The sequence below is a fragment of the Paractinoplanes rhizophilus genome (genome assembly GCF_042664765.1).
Lineage (GTDB): Bacteria > Actinomycetota > Actinomycetes > Mycobacteriales > Micromonosporaceae > Actinoplanes > Actinoplanes rhizophilus.
This window is the reverse complement of the sequence record NZ_JBHTBJ010000016.1, coordinates 40,613-56,109: the sequence shown is the minus strand read 5'-3', so window position 1 is coordinate 56,109 and position 15,497 is coordinate 40,613. Positions and strand designations below refer to the sequence as shown.

The following is a 15,497-nucleotide window of genomic DNA, read 5'->3' as shown; positions in this document are numbered from 1 at the left end:
GGTCCCAGGCAACCTTCGCGGTGCGGCCGGGCGACGGTCACGGCGGCCGAGACCCGAAGGATCGTGGCGGTGCGTAATCTTTTCCGGATGCGGGAGGACGTAGGCGACGTGACGACAAGCCTGCATCGCCCGGTTACCGACAGCAGCCGGAGCAAACCCGTGCCGTACGACAGCTTCGAGTGGCAGCAGGAGCAGCCGCCGAGCAATGGCGTACCCCGATCAGCGTGGAACCGGACCCACAAGCGCCTGTCGCGCTGGCACCGGCCGTACACGATGGTCCTGGTCCTTTTGGATTTGATCTCCATCCTGTCGGCGAGCTATCTCGCCGCGACCTTCCTGGAGAAGGCGAAGACCGGGTTCCGCAACCGCGACTGGCTCTTCCTGCACGACGCGCAGCTGTTCTACTTCTTCGCCTACGTGGTGCTGCCGCTCGGCTGGCTGATCCTGCTCTGGGCCAACGGCACCTACGACCGGCGCTACCTGGGCCTGGGCAGCGAGGAGTTCAAGCGCGTCGTGCGCTGCTCGGTCACGGTCGTGGCGTGCGTGTCGCTGCTCGCGTTCGCCACCAAGACCCAGCTCTCCCGGGGCACGGTCGCCCTGGTCTCGGTGAGCGCGGTGCTGTTCCTGCTGCTCGGGCGGGTGCTGGCCCGTCAGGTGCTGCATTTCGCCCGCCGCCGCACCGGGCACGGCGCGCATCGGATGATCCTGGTCGGCACGCTGCCCGAGGCGCTCGAGGTCTACACGGCGGTCACCCGCAGCCCGGCGGCCGGCCTGATCCCGGTCGCCATCCACCTGACCGACGGCTTCGCGGCCGCCCGCGGCATCGAGACCCCGGTCCCGGTGTACGCGGCGCGGGACGTGCTCTCGCTGGTGCGCGAGGTGGGCGCCGACACGATCGCGGTCTGCGGCTCGGCCAGCGCCGAGCCCGGCGAGCTGCGCCGGCTGGCCTGGCAGCTCGAGGGCACCGGCGTCGACCTGGTGGTGGCGCCGCAGCTCACCGACATCGCCGGCCCCCGGGTGCACATCCGCCCGATCGAGGGCCTGCCGCTGCTGCACGTCGAGGAGCCGACCCTCTCGGGCCCCGGCTGGCTGGTGAAAAACCTGCTCGACCGGGTGGCCGCCGGCCTCGGCCTGCTCCTGCTCAGCCCGTTCCTGCTGTTCATCGCGCTCGGCATCCGCATCTCCGACCGCGGCCCGGTCTTCTACCGGCAGGCCCGGGTCGGCCACGAGGGCCGCACGTTCCGGGTGTGGAAGTTCCGCACCATGTACGTGGACGCCGAGGAGCGCAAGGCGACGCTGGAGGAGCTCAACGAGTCCGACGGCATGATGTTCAAGATGAAGCAGGATCCCCGGATCTTCTCGTTCGGCGCCAAGCTGCGCGCCACCTCGATGGACGAGCTGCCGCAGCTGATCAACGTGCTCAAGGGCGAGATGTCGCTGGTCGGTCCGCGCCCGCTGCCCGCGGAAGACGGCGACTATCTCGGCGACGTCCGGCGGCGCCTGCTGGTGCGGCCCGGCATGACCGGCCTGTGGCAGGTGTCCGGCCGTTCCGACCTGTCGTGGGACGAGGCGGTCCGCCTCGACCTGTACTACGTCGACAACTGGTCGCTGACGTACGACCTGGGCATCCTCTGGCGCACCATCTGGGTGGTCCTGAAGCGCAAGGGCGCTTACTAGCCTGACCGGCTCCGCTTCGCTCCGCTGGGCAATCGCCCCTTCAAGGCCGATCGCGGGCAGTTCCGGCTACCGTGTTCCCAGCAATACGGGGCTTACTATCTGGCGCATGGCCGGGCAGGTGGGGAGCGCTCTCGCCGTCATCGCGGTGCTCGCCGGGCTCGGCGCCGCGGTGATGGCCGTCCTTCGGCTGCGCGCCCGCCGGGGCATCGCCACCGCCATGCAGCGGGCCACCTACGACGTCCTGCACACCGCGGCGCTCGCCGCCGAACCCCTGCGCGGCGGGCTCACCACGGCCACCGCCGGCAAGGCCATCCGGCACCTGCGCTCGCTCGTCGGCGCGGTCGGCCTGGCCATCGACGACGGCGAGCGGTGCCTCGCCTTCGACGGCAGCGGCAGCCACCACGGCGCCCAGCTCACCGGCGCGGCCCGCCGGGCGCTGACCACCCACCGGTCGGTCGTGCTCGCGGCCGGCGACCTGCCCTGCGACCGAGTCGACTGCATGGTGCGCGGCGCGGTCGTGGCGCCGCTGGCCGGCCCCGACGGTCGCGCGACCGCCGCACTGGTCGCGATCGCCGACGACCAGCCGGTGCCCGGCCTCGTGCAGGCCACCGCCGAGGCCGCCCGCTGGGCCGGGTCGCAGATCGCGCTGGCCGAGCTGGACTCGTCCCGCGAGCGGCTCGCCCGCGCCGAAGTGCGCGCGCTGCGGGCGCAGATCAGCCCGCACTTCATCTACAACGCGCTCACCGCGATCGCGTCGTTCGTGCGGACCGACCCCGAGCGGGCCCGCGAGCTGATCCTCGAGTTCGCCGAGTTCACCCGCTACTCGTTCCGGGCGCACGGCGAATTCACCACGCTCGCCGAGGAGCTGCGCTCGATCGACCGCTACCTGACCATCGAGCGGGCCCGCTTCGGCGACCGCCTCCAGGTGCGCCTGCAGATCGCGCCCGAGGTGCTTCCGGTGGGCCTGCCCTTTCTTTGCCTGCAGCCGCTCGTCGAGAACGCCGTGCGCCACGGACTGTCCCGCAAGCCGGGCGTCGGTATGGTGAGCATCGAAGCTCGGGACGCGGGTGCCGAGTGCCACATCACGGTCGAGGACGACGGCGTCGGGATGGACCCGTCGGTCTTCGCCCCCGGCGGGCCGGAAACCGACGACGGCCAGCACGTCGGCCTCACCAACGTGGACGAGCGGTTGCGCTCGGTCTTCGGCGATCACTTCGGGTTGGTGGTGGAAACCGCGCCGGGAGCGGGTACGAGGGTGAGCATGCGGGTGCCGAAATTCCATCCGGAGGTACGAGCATGAGCGGTCGCTGCGTTGCGAAGGCCGGGTCGACGTGAGCCTGGTTGTCCTGGCAGTGGACGACGAGCCGCCCGCGCTCGACGAGTTGGCCTACCTGCTGAACGCGGACGGCCGGGTCGCGCACGTGCACCGGGCCGGCGACGCCACCGAGGCGCTGCGGGTGCTGCGCGACACCGAGGTGGACGCGGTGTTCCTGGACATCCGCATGCCGGGCCTCGACGGCATGGAGCTGGCCCGCATCCTGCGGCGGTTCGCCCGCCCGCCGGCCATCGTCTTCGTGACCGCGTACGACGACGGCGCGGTGGACGCTTTCGACCTCGGCGTGACCGACTACGTGCGCAAGCCCGTACGGGCCGAGCGGCTCGGCGAGTCGCTGCGCCGGGTTTCCGGCACGCGGCTGCTGCCGGCCCCGGCTCCGGCCGCCCCGACGGACGAGCCGGCGATCCCGGTCGAGCTGGCCGGCACCACCCGGATGCTGCCGCGCTCGTCGGTGCGGTGGGTGGAGGCGCAGGGCGATTACGCGCGGCTGCACACCGCGGACGCGTCGCATCTGGTGCGGGTCTCGCTGGCGACGCTGGCCGAGCGGTGGGCGGATGCGGGGTTCGTGCGGATCCATCGGTCATATCTGGTGCAGATCCGGCTGATCGCCGAGCTGCGCCTGACCGGGTCGGGCTACGTGGTGGCGGTCGACGGGGTCGAGCTGCCGGTGAGCCGGCGGCACACGCGTGAGCTGAAGGACAAGCTGATCAGGGCAGCCAAGCACGACTGGACCCGCTGACGAACGCGCCACGCGGGCCCAAACCGTCACTGCCTACGGCTGCTGAACGGCCTCAGCGCCCGCGGGCTCGGTTGACGCGGGCGCCGCGCAGAGGCCGTACGCGTGGGTGTGGGTTTCTCGGCTCGGGCAGGCGGCGCCAGCCCGGGCGGTCGGGTGGGACGGTGGTCAGCGCGCCGGCGGCCAGCAGGGCCATGCCGTGGGCGTGACGGTGCATCTTCACGTCAAGATCTCCCCGTAGATATTGAACGACCGAGCACGCTACCGGATCTCCGCCGCCGCCGTGGGGTGGCGGCCGTCACGTACGTCCACAGCGTTGTCCACAGGCTCACAGGTTTCTCCACAGAGTTATCCACAGGCAGCCCGGCGGCGGGTGGCATCTCCACAGGTCGTTCACAAACTCGCCGCCCGGTCTGCACGGGTGATCTCTAGGCTCCTCGACCGAAAGGCCGGCCGGTGCGCCACGGGGGCGCACCGGCGGCTTGCCCGCCCCGGGTTAGATGCTGGTGGGGGCAATGCGGGAGGTGGCGGGCGTGGACACAGGGCAGCGGCGGGTGCTCGTCGTGGAGGACGAGCGGACCATCGCCGACGCCGTGATGGCTCGGCTGCGGGCCGAAGGGTTCGCGGTGGAGGTGGCGGTGGACGGCCCGTCGGCGGTGGACGCCGCGCGCCGGGTGCAGCCGGACGCGATCGTGCTCGACGTGATGCTTCCCGGGTTCGACGGGCTCGAGGTATGCCGCCGCATCCAGGCCGAGCGGCCGGTGCCGATCCTCATGCTCACCGCCCGCGACGACGAGACCGACCTGCTGGTCGGGCTGGCGGTCGGCGCGGACGACTACATGGCCAAGCCGTTCTCGATGCGGGAGCTGGCCGCCCGGGTGCACGCGCTGCTGCGGCGGGCGGCCAAGAGCACGCCGGCGCCGGCCGCGCCGCCCACGCTGCGGTTCGGCGACCTCGAGATCAATCAGGCCGAGCGGCGGGTGCTGCGCGGCGGGATCGAGGCGCACCTGACCCCGACCGAGTTCGACCTGCTCGTGCACCTGGCCGCCCACCCGCGGACGGTGCTGCCGCGGGAGCGGCTGCTCGCCGACGTGTGGGGGTGGGCGGACGCGTCCGGCACCCGGACGGTGGACAGCCACATCAAGGGGCTGCGCCGCAAGCTCGGGCCCGACCTGATCCGCACCGTGCACGGCGTCGGGTACGCCCTGGAGGTGCAGAGGTGATCCGGCTTCCGCTGCCCCGGCCGCTCGATCCGGTGCGGTCCATCAAAATCAAGATCGGCATGATCCTGATCGGGGCCGGGGCGGCCGGCATGGCCTGGTTCACCCTGTGGCTCGGCTGGTTCCCGCTCTGGACCTCGGTCACCGCGATCGTCGTCGCGCTGACCACGCTGCAGTTCCTCGCGCACGGCATGACCTCACCGCTGCGCGAGATGACCGCGGCCGCGGGGGCGATGGCGCGCGGCGACTACAGCCGGCGGGTGCGGGCCACCTCGCGCGACGAGGTGGGCCAGCTGGCCGAGGCGTTCAACCGGATGGCGGCCGACCTGCAGGCGGCCGACCACCAGCGGCGCGAGCTCATCGCGAACGTCTCGCACGAATTGCGTACGCCGATCACGGCACTGCAGGGTCTGCTGGAGAACATCGTCGACGGGGTGGCCGGCGCCGATCCTGAGATGATGCAGACCGCGCTCACCCAGACCGAGCGCCTGGGCCGCCTGGTCACCGAGCTGCTCGACCTGTCGCGGGTGGAAGCCGGCGTGACCCCGCTGGTCCGTACCCCGATCGACGTGCCCACGTTCCTCGACGACGTGGTCGCGGAGGCCCGGGTCAACGCGGCCGGCGCGGGCCGCGAGGTGCTTTTCGAGATCCGCACGCCGGCCGTGGTCGTGCCGGGCGACCGGGAGCGGCTGCACCAGGTCTTCGCCAACCTGCTGGACAACGCGGCCCGGCACAGTCCGCCCGGCGGCACCGTGCTGGTGCGCGCCGAGCGCCGCGACAACCATCTGCTGCTCGCGGTGGCCGACCACGGCGACGGCATCCCGCCGGCCGAGCGGGAGCGGGTCTTCGAGCGCTTCACCCGCGGCGAGCGCTCGGCCAGCGGCGGCACCGGGCTGGGCCTGGCGATCGCCCGCTGGGTGGTCCAACTGCACCGCGGCACGATCGCCGTGGTCGACCCCGGCCGCGACCGCCGCGGCTGCCACATCCACGTGACCCTTCCGCTTCAGGCGGCCTGACCGCCGACGCCGCCCTCTTCCCAGCACGACCACCCGGAACGGGTCCGTGCATTTCACTCATGCCCGAAATATGGAGGTATGCCCATGGACAACCCGCCGAGAGTCGAGGCCTACGACCCGCGCCGACCGGCCCGGCCCACCGGACCGGCCACATTGGTGCCGCCGGACCCAACGCCGCCGAACGCAGCGCCGCCGAACCGGCCACCGGTCCATCCCTCGGCGATCCACGGGCCCTGGCCGTCCCTCGCACCCTGGGCCCGGTACTGGCCGGATGCGGGTCGCCCGGCCGGCGCCGTCACCGTCGTCGCGATCGTGGCGGCGGCCTCGGTCGCCGCGCTCAGCCTGCCGCTCGACCGGGCCGGGGCCGGCTGGCCGATCACCGCACTGGCCGCCACCGCGGCGCTGATCGTCGCCCGCGCCGTCCCGGTCCGGCCGCTCCCCGGCGCGCCGGCGCCGCTGGTGGTCCGCCCGCCGGTCCGGGCCGGCTGGGACAGGTACGCGTGGGGCGCCGCCACCGTGGCCCTGCTCGCGGTCGGCGCCGTCCGCTCGGCCGGGTGGCTGTTCCTCCTCTGCCTCGCGACCGCCACGCTCACCGGCGCGCTCGCCCTCACCGGCGGCCGCTCGCTGCGCGGTATCGCGGTCGGCTACACGATGCCGGTCGTCGCCGCGTTCCGCTCGGTGCCCTGGCTGCGGCAAGGCGCGACTCGGCTGCGCCGCCCATCCGGGACCGGTGCGAACGTACGGGTCGCGACCACCATCGCGGTATCGATCGCGCTGCTCGCCGTCTTCGGCGCGCTGTTCGCCTCGGCCGACGCCGCGTTCGCCGATGCGCTCTCGCGGCTGACCCCGAGCATCGGCGTTCCCACGACGGTCCGGTGGATCTTCGTCTTCGGCGTCGCGCTGCTCACCCTCGGCGGCGCCGCGTTCCTGCGCGCCGGCCCGCCCGACCTGTCCCCGCTCGACGCCACCGAGGGCCGCAAGGTCAATCGCTTCGAGTGGGCCGTGCCGCTCGGCCTGCTGGTGCTGCTTTTCGCCTGCTTCGTCGCGGTGCAGTTGACCGTGCTGTTCGGCGGCAACCGGCACGTGCTGCGGACCGAGGGACTGACGTACGCCGCCTACGCGCGCGGCGGATTCTGGCAGCTTGCCTTCGTCACCGGCCTGACCCTCGTGGTGCTGGCCGGCACGGTCCGCTGGGCGCCCCGCGCGACCCCCGCCGACCGGTTGCTGATCCGGGTCATCCTCGGCGCGCTCGCGGCCCTCACCCTGGTCATCGTCGGCTCGGCGCTGTTCCGGATGAACCTGTACGCCGACACGTACGGCCTCACCCGGCTGCGGTTGCTGGTGGCCTGCTGCGAGGGATGGTTCGGCCTGGTCCTGCTGCTGGTGCTGGCCGCGGGCGTACGGATGAGGGCCCGCTGGCTGCCGCGGGTCGCCATCGCCGCGGGGGTGCTGGCGCTGCTCGGTCTTGCCGCCGCCAACCCGGACCGGCTGATCGCGGAGCACAACATCAAGCAGAGCCGCACGGTCGACCTCGCCTACCTGGGCACGCTGTCCCCGGACGCGGCGCCGGGCCTGGACGGTCTCGACCCGGCACGGCGCGCCTGCGTGCTCGGCCGGATGAGCATCCCGCTCCGCCTGCACCCGGACGACTGGCGCGGCTGGAACCTGGGGCGCGAGCGAGCCCGCGAGATCATCGCAGAAAGTCCGCGAGGCAACTGCTATTGACGTTGCCGCCACCGCGCAACTCCGCTCCGGCCCTCGCCGGTCGAGCAGAGCCGCCGCGATACCGGCCGATCAGATAGGTTCACCTCACGGCAGGCGAGCCCGCTCCTCCCTCAAGTCGTTCTACTAATCGCCACACGCCGGTAGAGGGGTTCGAACCAGGCGCGCTGCCGTTTCGCGCGTGCCAATCGTCCAATGCGGCAGCGTTTCGGAGCGCTGTCCCGCGCAAGCCGTTCAGCTGCGTGCAGTCGAGGCTTTTCTCATAGCCTTTCATCTTTCCGCGCAGAATAGTCTTCAGCCGCGCGGCAGTAACGTGCTTTCGGCAACCGTCGAAGTGTAGCGCCGGCCAAAGCTCGAAGCACGGGTTGGAAATCGCCATGTTGATGTGGGATCGTGCGGCGAACCGCACTGTCTCGGCGAGGCGCGCATGCTCGTCTACGTCGCACACGCACCACACCGAGTCATACCGGAGATTTACGTCGCCATCGCGAGTCGCGATGCGAGCCGCCTCGTCCCGGCGCCTTGAGGCTTCGCGCACTAGACGAAGCGGGTCGCCTCGCTCCTTGGCTATCTCAGAAGGAAGCGTTGGCGCACCGTACGATTGCCCCGGCGACGCACCAAGTATTCGGCGCGACTGGGTCTACGCGGAGGCACGATCACCGCCGTAGTTGTGTTTTATAGCTGCGATAGCGAGATCTCTGTCAACGAAGGGGACCCCGCCGTATCGACCTTGGAGGTAACCCCGCTCTAGATTTTCCGCCTTGCGCGGTTTGAAGTCAGTAAGAGGATAAAGCCGGGTAGCACTGTCGCTTCCCTTCTCCGTCAGCCAAACTTCGTCGCGCCGAAGCGGTGAGTCCCCTAGCAGAGCGCCCATCAGAGATGGATCATGTGTATTGAAAATCAGCTGAGCGCCGTTGCGGTTCAGCTGAGGATCATGGAAGAAGCGCACAACTTCGCTGGTTAGCTTGGGGTGAAGGCTGGCGTCGAGCTCATCGACGACGAGGGTCTGCCCGCTCTCGAGAGCTGAAAGCATCGGTCCGATCAGCCCGAGCCAGGCGCGCGTCCCATCCGATTCATCATTTATGCTGAGATAGGACACTCTATTTCCTTCAACGCGATGCTGAAACTGAGTTTCTTGGGAGATCTCATTCCAGTCGACTTCCTCGAAAGTCTGCTCCGGATTGATGGCTCTCATCACGTTCGTAACGCGAACCCTAGTCTCCTCGTCCACCTCGTGATCGACGAAGCGGACGTCTTCGATGCCCAAATCGGCGGACCGCAAGAGGTCGAGAACCTTACGCTTGGAGGGATCCTCCTTGGCTAGCGCAAGCGTCGCTCTGATGCGGATCTGCCGGTCGTCGAAGGTTGCGCGGACGAAGTGATTGTCGAACCACTCGGCCACTGGCGTGAGCTGTTGATGATTGTTCGCGGCTGCCGCTGAGAGAAAGAGACTGTTAGGGCGGGTGAGGTCAGCGATCACCGTTGGACGCCCGCGCAGCGCACGCCCGAACCGAAAAACCACCTCGCGGCTCTCGTCCCGTTCGAAAATCAATCGAGGGCGATTCTTTGGGAAGGAATACAGCCATTCTTCCAGGATCTTTTGATGGTCGAACCGAAAACCGTACTGATAACGCTCGCCCTCAACCAGAATGTCGGCGTCGAACATTGTAGGCTGCCCGTCGTAGGGCTCTACAAAGAATGGCGAATACGGCACGCGGGCGTTCGGCTTCCATTTCTGGTGAGAACTCAGCACCATAGCGGACATCTGCCACATAGCCCGTAGAACGGTTGTCTTGCCGGATGCGTTGGAGCCGAAGATGCCAGCCACCGTACCCACTCTGAGTTCGGCGGCTCCAGGCATCTCGACAGTTGCGTGATCGGTTTCCGCCCAGCTCGGCACCACCATCGACAGCTCGGCCTCGTCCCTGAGCGATCGAAAGTTCTCGACTCGGAAGGAAATCAGCATGTCGTCTCCACCCCTGCGCGCGCAGGTTCACCACGCCGCACTCGCACTGCACCCTCGCTGTGTTCCGTGCGCAAAGTATGCACGGGAAGGCCTGAGCGTGCACGATCATTGTCGGTTGTCCGTCTAGCCGGCCGGGGACCGCGAACCCGTTCGGCAAGCCGTGGCCATGCAACTCCGGTTCAAAGTGAGCCGGCCGGCGATGACACGCGGCCCGGCCGACGAGCTGTTCGCCGGCAATGCGCAGGTGGCATGCGTTGAGCTATTGACATCCCGGCCAGGGTCGGAAGACTCCGGACATGGGCGGGGACGGATCACCGGAGCGTACGCGGGTGGTGCTGGGGGAGATCGCCGCCCGGCGCCGCCCGACCGACCGCACCCGGGCCGACCTCGCGGAACAGACGCCCGTCGGTGAGGCGCTGGTCAAGGGGCTGGTCCGCGCCCAGCTCGCGTTGGCCCTGCGGCTCGCGCTGGTGGTGGTTACCGGGCTGGGCGCGTTGCCGCTGCTGTTCGTGGCCGCGCCCGGGGTCGCCTCGGTGAAGGTGCTCGGGGTCAATCTTCCCTGGGTCCTGCTCGGCGTGCTGTCGTTCCCCTTCCTGGTCGGCGTCGGCTGGGCCTACGTGCGCTGGGCCGAACGCAACGAGCAGGACTTCATCGCGCTGATCCGGAAGCCGGAGCAGTGAACCCGTACGTCGTGCCGGGCCTGGTCCTGGTGGTGCTGGTGACGGTCGGCATCGGCGCGTACGGGCTGCGCTTCGCCCGCACCACCTCGGACTTCCTGGTCGCCTCCCGCTCGGTGAGCCCGTCCTGGAACGCGGCCGCGATCAGCGGCGAGTACCTGTCGGCGGCGTCGTTCCTGGGCGTGGCCGGGCTGATCCTGCGCTACGGCGTCGACGTGCTGTGGTATCCGGTCGGGTTCGCGGCCGGATATCTGGCGTTGCTGCTGTTCGTGGCCGCGCCGCTGCGCCGGTCGGGCGCGTTCACCCTGCCGGACTTCTGCGAGGTGCGGCTGCGCTCGACCACGCTGCGCCGGCTGGCCAGCGTGTTCGTCGTGTTCATCGGCTGCCTCTACTTGGTGCCGCAGTTGCAGGGCGCGGGGCTGACGTTCACGACGGTCACCGGTGGCTCGTACGTGTGGGGCGCGCTGCTGGTCGGCGTGGTCGTCACCGCGAACGTGGCGCTGGGCGGGATGCGGGCGATCACGTTCGTGCAGGCGTTCCAGTACTGGCTCAAGCTGACCGCATTGGCCGTACCCGTGATCTTTTTGGCCCTGCAGTGGCAGTCGGACGGCCGCCCGGCCGTCACCCCACCCGCCGGCGCCGTCTTTCCGGCCGCCACCTCGGTCGTCGTCGAGCAGGACGCGGAGATCGACGGCGTCGAGGTCGCCAAGGGCACGGAACTGCATTTCGACGAGGGCGACCCGGTGCCGCGGGTCAGCACGGTCGACGCCCATTTCGGGCCGGAGTGGCTGCTGCCGGGCGGCGACCGGACCCTGTTCGCGACGTACTCGCTGATCCTCGCGACCTTCCTCGGCACGATGGGGTTGCCGCATGTGCTGGTCCGCTTCTATACCAACCCGGACGGCGCCTCGGCGCGAAGAACGACGCTGGTCGTGCTGGCGCTGGTGGGCCTGTTCTACCTGCTCCCGACGCTGTACGGGGTGCTCGGCCGGGTCTATACGCCGCAGTTGCTGATGACCGGGCGCACCGACGCGGTGGTGCTGACGCTGCCCGAGGCGGCGCTGGGCGGCGGGCATCTCGGCCGGCTGCTCGGCGCGCTGGTCACCGCGGGCGCGCTCGCCGCTTTCCTCTCCACCTCGTCGGGCCTGCTCACCAGCGTGGCCGGGGTGGTCTTCACCGACGTGCTGCGGGCCGGGCGCGGCGGCTCGGTGCGCGACTTCCGGGTGGCGACGCTGCTGGCCGCGATCGTGCCGGTCACGCTGTCGCTCTACGTCTCCAACATGGACGTTTCCCGCGTGGTGGGGCTGGCGTTCGCGGTGGCGGCGTCGAGTTTCTGCCCGCTGCTGGTGCTGGGCATCTGGTGGCGCGGCCTGACCGACCTGGGCGCGGCCGCGGGCATCGTGATCGGGGGCGGGGCGGCGATGGGGGCGGTGCTGATCACCGTGCTCGGGCCGCCGCTGACCGGATGGCCGGCCCAGCTGATCGGGCAGCCGGCGGCCTGGACGGTGCCGCTGGCGTTCCTGGTGATGGTGGCCGGGTCGCTGCTGACCAGTCGCCGGGTGCCGCACGACATCGGCGCCACCATGCTGCGGCTGCATGCTCCCGAATCGCTCCGCATTTAAGGATGTTTAAGGTCAACCCCCGATCCTTCGCGTACGGGCGCCGCGTACTTCCCGGCAACCACCGAGCAAAGGAGCGGGTTCATGAGGCGGTACCGGCGGAACAACATGTCCGGGCGTACGCGGAAGCTGGTGATCGGCGGGGTGGCGCTGGCGATCGCCGGCGGGGCCTTCGCGATCAGCACCGGAGTGAGCAGCGCCGGCGAGAACTGTGTCGGGCTCGACCAGGCGCTCCGGCAGAACCTGCAGTTCATCGCGGGGCAGCGGGCGAACCCGGACGCGCTCTCGGACGCGCGGATCGCGAACCGCCAGGCGGTGGTCGACCTGATCAACCAGCGCCGGCAGGTCGCGGGCTGCAACGCGAACGTGGCCGCCGAGGTGCCCGGCGCGGCGGCTCCGGCGGCTCCGGCCGCGCCGGCCAAACCGCCGGCTTCGGGAAACGGAAATGCCGGAAATGCCGGTAACGCGGGCGAGGTCGTCTGCAAGGGCTCGACCGTCACGCTCTCCGGCGAGGCCGGAGCGCCGTTCGCGTCCAGCGGCACCTTCCCGATCGGCACGATCCTCAAGGTGACGAATCTGGACAACAACAAGAGCATCACGGTCAAGGTGGCGACGCCGTCGGGCAGCTGCGTGCTGCTCAACAACGCGGCGTTCGAGCAGGTCCGCGAGCCGGGCAAGTTCCTGATCCGCCGGGCCGTGATCGAAAAGGTGGGGTGACGGGCTGGCCGGCCCCCGTTACCGTCGGGTCATGACGGTGCCGACGCAACGGACGGACGAGCAGGTCGCGGCCATGTCACTGCGCGGGCTGGTCAAACGGTTCGACGCCAAGCTCGCGGTCTCCGGGGTCAGTCTCGACGTGCCGGCCGGTTCCTTCTACGGCCTGCTCGGCCCCAATGGGGCCGGCAAGACCACGACGTTGTCGATGGCCGTCGGCCTCTTGCGGCCCGATGAGGGTCGCGCTTTCCTGCTGGGGTACGACGTCTGGGCGGATCCCGCGGCGGCCAAGGCCCGTCTCGGGGTCCTGCCCGACGGCGTACGCCTCTTCGACCGGCTCACCGGGCCCGAGCTGCTGGCGTATCACGGGCTGCTGCGCGGCATGGACGCGGCGACCGTCGACCAGCGCGCCCGGGAGCTGCTCGACGTGCTCGAGCTCGGCGTCGGCAACCGCACGCTGGTCGTCGACTACTCGGCCGGCATGAAGAAGAAGATCGGCCTGGCCTGCGCGCTGCTGCACGGGCCGCGCCTGCTGGTGCTGGACGAGCCGTTCGAGGCCGTCGACCCGGTCTCGGCCGCGCTGATCCGCGACATCCTGCAGCGCTTCGTCGCCGGGGGCGGCACCGTGGTCTTCTCCAGCCACGTCATGGAGGTGGTCGAGCGCCTCTGCGACCACGTGGCGATCCTCTCCGACGGCGTGCTCCGGCGGCACGGCACGCTGGCCGAGGTGCGCGGCGACCGCTCGCTGGAAGAGGTGTTCGTGCAGGTCGTCGGCGGCCGGGTGGCCACCGGTTCGGAGCTGGCGTGGCTGTGACCGCGGCGCCTGGCATCGGGCCGTTCGTCCGGCTCAAGCTGCGGCTGATCGCCAACGGGCTGCGCGGGCGCCCCGCCCGGGTGGCCATGTTCGTGGTCGGCGTGCTGTTCTCCGGCTTCTTCGCGGTCGCCGGCTACGCGATCTTCGCCATCCCCGGCGTGGCCGACGACCCGCACGCGGCCGGCATCCTGCTGCCGCTCGGCGGCACGGTCATCGTGCTGGGCTGGCTGTTCCTGCCGCTGGTCTTCTTCGGCGTCGACGAGTCGCTCGACCCGGCCCGCTTCGCGCTGCTTCCGCTGCGCCGCCGCACGCTGGTCCGGGGCATGTTCGCCGCCGCGCTGGTCGGCCTGCCCGCGGTGGCCACGCTGGTCGCCACGGCCGGCATGGTGCAGACCGCGGCCCAGCTAGGTGGGCCGGTCGCGGCGCTCGGCCAGCTCGCCGGCATCGTGTGCGGACTCCTGCTCTGCGTCGCGGTGAGCCGGTCGGTCACCAGCGCGTTCGCCACGGCGCTGCGCTCGCGCCGGTCCCGCGACCTGGCCGCGATCGCGCTCGCGCTGCTCGCGGCGGCGCTCGGTCCGCTGCAGCTGGCGGTGCTCGCCGGCGCCGAACGCGCGGACTGGGACACCGTGGCGACGGTCGCCGACGTGATCGGTTGGACGCCGCTCGGGTCCCCGTACACCATCGGTCTGGAAATCGCCGCGGGGCGTGCGTGGGCCGCCCCGCTGAAGTTGCTGATCGCCCTGGCCGCCATCGGCGGCCTCCTGTGGTGGTGGAGCGCGACCCTCGAGAACGCCATGCTCGGCACGGCCGCCGAAGGCGGACGGCGCGCCACCGGCACCGACCGGACGCCCGTCGACCTGCTGTTGGTCCGGCGGCTGCCGCGTTCCCGGTTCGGCGCGCTCGTCTCCCGCGAGATGCGGTACTGGTGGCGCGAGACCCGGCGGCGGGCCAGCCTGCTCACGTTCTCGATGGTCGCCCTGTTCCTGCCGGTCAGCCTCACGATCGGCTCGGGCTCACCCGGGAGCATGGTCATCTTCGTCGGCGCGCTGGCCGCGCTCGCGCTGGCCAACCAGTTCGGTTTCGACGGCAGCGCCTACGCCACGAACATCACCGCCGGCGTCCCCGGCCGCGTCGAGATCAACTCGCGGGCCGCGGCGCACGCCATCTACACGATCCCGCTGCTCGTCGTGGTTGCGGTGCTGGTCGGTGCGCTGTCCGCTTCGCCGGGCCGGATTCCGGGCACGTTCGGCCTGCTGATTGCGGCCTATGGCGTGGGGCTCGGGCTGGTGCTGCCGGTGTCGGTGCGGGCCGCGTACGCCTTCCCGGCGTCGACGAACCCGTTCGCGATGTCGTCAGGCGGCGGACCGGCGAAGGGCCTGCTCACCTTCGGGGTGCTCTTCGGTGCCGTGCTGGTCAGCCTGCCGCTGCAGATCGTGGCGCTGGCACTCGGGCCGGTGTGGTTGTGGATCGGGCTGCCGGTGGGCATCGCGTACGGTGCGGCGGCCTTTCTCATCGGCTCGGGGATCGCGGCCGATCTGGTGGACAAGAGGGCGCCCGAGCTGCTCGCGGCGGTGTCCCCTCAGCGCTGACCCTTCGTCATGTCGAGGATGCAGATGGCGTTGCCGAACGGATCCTCGAGCACGGCACACCAGCCGATGGCGATCTCGAACGGCGCTTTTCTCACCGCGTGCTGCCACTCCCGGGTCGCCGCCCGGACGTCGTCGACCAGGTAGTGGGTTTCGTACTCGAGGTCGGTGGTGTGCAGCACAACCTCGGCGTCGGTTTCTGGCATGCCGAGGCCGACCGACGTCTCGTCCCGCCAGATCTCGCGGAGGCCGAGCGTGCCGGTATAGAACGCGGCCCCGGCGTCCAGGTCGTCGACCCGGACCATGACGCAGTCAATCTTGCGCAGCACGACCCCCATCTCCCCATCTTCCCGTCGACCGCAAGGTCTTTCAGCGCGCGTTCAGGCCCGGTGGGCGAGGATGGGCTTTTCCGAT

General features: G+C 70.5%; 15 protein-coding genes. 11 read left to right on the top strand and 4 right to left on the bottom strand.

The genetic code is table 11. From position 1 onward, the window contains the following. The first annotated feature begins 87 nt into the window (after positions 1–87). The 3 genes from ACFQS1_RS21975 to ACFQS1_RS21965 all read left to right on the top strand — a co-directional run bounded on the left by ACFQS1_RS21975 (position 88) and on the right by ACFQS1_RS21965 (position 3,752). Entirely contained in the window at positions 88–1,677 is a 1,590-nt protein-coding gene (locus ACFQS1_RS21975) for a sugar transferase (RefSeq protein ID WP_378971268.1), read from the top strand. 106 nt (positions 1,678–1,783) lie between these two features. After that, a complete protein-coding gene (locus ACFQS1_RS21970) occupies positions 1,784–2,977 on the top strand; it encodes a sensor histidine kinase (protein WP_378971265.1) in 1,194 nt (397 codons plus the stop codon). Positions 2,978–3,008: 31 nt separating this feature from the next. Continuing rightward, a complete protein-coding gene (locus tag ACFQS1_RS21965) occupies positions 3,009–3,752 on the top strand; it encodes a LytR/AlgR family response regulator transcription factor (RefSeq protein WP_378971263.1) in 744 nt (247 codons plus the stop codon). Between the two features lie 52 nt (positions 3,753–3,804). Here ACFQS1_RS21965 and ACFQS1_RS21960 read toward each other — a convergent pair whose 3' ends face one another. Further along, a complete protein-coding gene (locus tag ACFQS1_RS21960) occupies positions 3,805–3,972 on the bottom strand; it encodes a hypothetical protein (RefSeq protein ID WP_378971261.1) in 168 nt (55 codons plus the stop codon). A 310-nt stretch (positions 3,973–4,282) separates the two neighbouring features. Here ACFQS1_RS21960 and ACFQS1_RS21955 point away from each other — a divergent pair, with 310 nt between their 5' ends. From ACFQS1_RS21955 to ACFQS1_RS21945, 3 genes are all read left to right on the top strand, one after another. Continuing rightward, positions 4,283–4,972: a response regulator transcription factor gene (locus ACFQS1_RS21955; RefSeq protein ID WP_378971259.1), complete on the top strand. Its 690-nt coding sequence runs from the start codon at positions 4,283–4,285 to the stop codon at positions 4,970–4,972. Further along, entirely contained in the window at positions 4,969–5,985 is a 1,017-nt protein-coding gene (locus tag ACFQS1_RS21950; RefSeq protein WP_378971257.1) for a sensor histidine kinase, read from the top strand. The genes ACFQS1_RS21955 and ACFQS1_RS21950 overlap by 4 nt, the downstream gene beginning before the upstream one ends. 84 nt (positions 5,986–6,069) lie before the next feature. Continuing rightward, the gene (locus tag ACFQS1_RS21945) at positions 6,070–7,710 is read left to right on the top strand and encodes a DUF4153 domain-containing protein (protein ID WP_378971254.1); all 1,641 of its coding nucleotides are present in this window, start codon (positions 6,070–6,072) and stop codon (positions 7,708–7,710) included. Between the two features lie 79 nt (positions 7,711–7,789). On the opposite strand, the gene ACFQS1_RS21940 is transcribed toward ACFQS1_RS21945, so the two are convergent. Both ACFQS1_RS21940 and ACFQS1_RS21935 read right to left on the bottom strand, forming a co-directional pair. Further along, on the bottom strand, positions 7,790–8,278 hold the full coding sequence (locus ACFQS1_RS21940; RefSeq protein WP_378971492.1) for an RloB family protein: 489 nt from the start codon (positions 8,276–8,278) through the stop codon (positions 7,790–7,792). Positions 8,279–8,347: 69 nt separating this feature from the next. Continuing rightward, positions 8,348–9,673 (bottom strand): AAA family ATPase, encoded by a 1,326-nt coding sequence (locus ACFQS1_RS21935; protein WP_378971252.1) that lies wholly within the window; start codon positions 9,671–9,673, stop codon positions 8,348–8,350. Between the two features lie 296 nt (positions 9,674–9,969). Here ACFQS1_RS21935 and ACFQS1_RS21930 point away from each other — a divergent pair, with 296 nt between their 5' ends. The 5 genes from ACFQS1_RS21930 to ACFQS1_RS21910 all read left to right on the top strand — a co-directional run bounded on the left by ACFQS1_RS21930 (position 9,970) and on the right by ACFQS1_RS21910 (position 15,086). Beyond that, on the top strand, positions 9,970–10,353 hold the full coding sequence (locus tag ACFQS1_RS21930) for a DUF485 domain-containing protein (RefSeq protein ID WP_378971249.1): 384 nt from the start codon (positions 9,970–9,972) through the stop codon (positions 10,351–10,353). Beyond that, entirely contained in the window at positions 10,350–11,972 is a 1,623-nt protein-coding gene (locus tag ACFQS1_RS21925) for a sodium/solute symporter (protein WP_378971247.1), read from the top strand. The genes ACFQS1_RS21930 and ACFQS1_RS21925 overlap by 4 nt, the downstream gene beginning before the upstream one ends. 81 nt (positions 11,973–12,053) lie before the next feature. After that, on the top strand, positions 12,054–12,686 hold the full coding sequence (locus ACFQS1_RS21920) for a hypothetical protein (RefSeq protein WP_378971245.1): 633 nt from the start codon (positions 12,054–12,056) through the stop codon (positions 12,684–12,686). 31 nt (positions 12,687–12,717) lie between these two features. Beyond that, positions 12,718–13,497 carry an ABC transporter ATP-binding protein gene (locus tag ACFQS1_RS21915; RefSeq protein WP_378971243.1) on the top strand — a complete coding sequence of 260 codons (780 nt, stop codon included), beginning with the start codon at positions 12,718–12,720 and terminating at the stop codon, positions 13,495–13,497. Next, a complete protein-coding gene (locus tag ACFQS1_RS21910) occupies positions 13,488–15,086 on the top strand; it encodes an ABC transporter permease (protein ID WP_378971241.1) in 1,599 nt (532 codons plus the stop codon). Before ACFQS1_RS21915 ends, ACFQS1_RS21910 begins: the two co-directional genes overlap by 10 nt. Here ACFQS1_RS21910 and ACFQS1_RS21905 read toward each other — a convergent pair. Then, positions 15,077–15,412, bottom strand: a complete 336-nt coding sequence (locus tag ACFQS1_RS21905; RefSeq protein WP_378971239.1) for a VOC family protein — start codon at positions 15,410–15,412, stop codon at positions 15,077–15,079. The genes ACFQS1_RS21910 and ACFQS1_RS21905 overlap by 10 nt on opposite strands. Between the last annotated feature and the right edge of the window lie 85 nt (positions 15,413–15,497).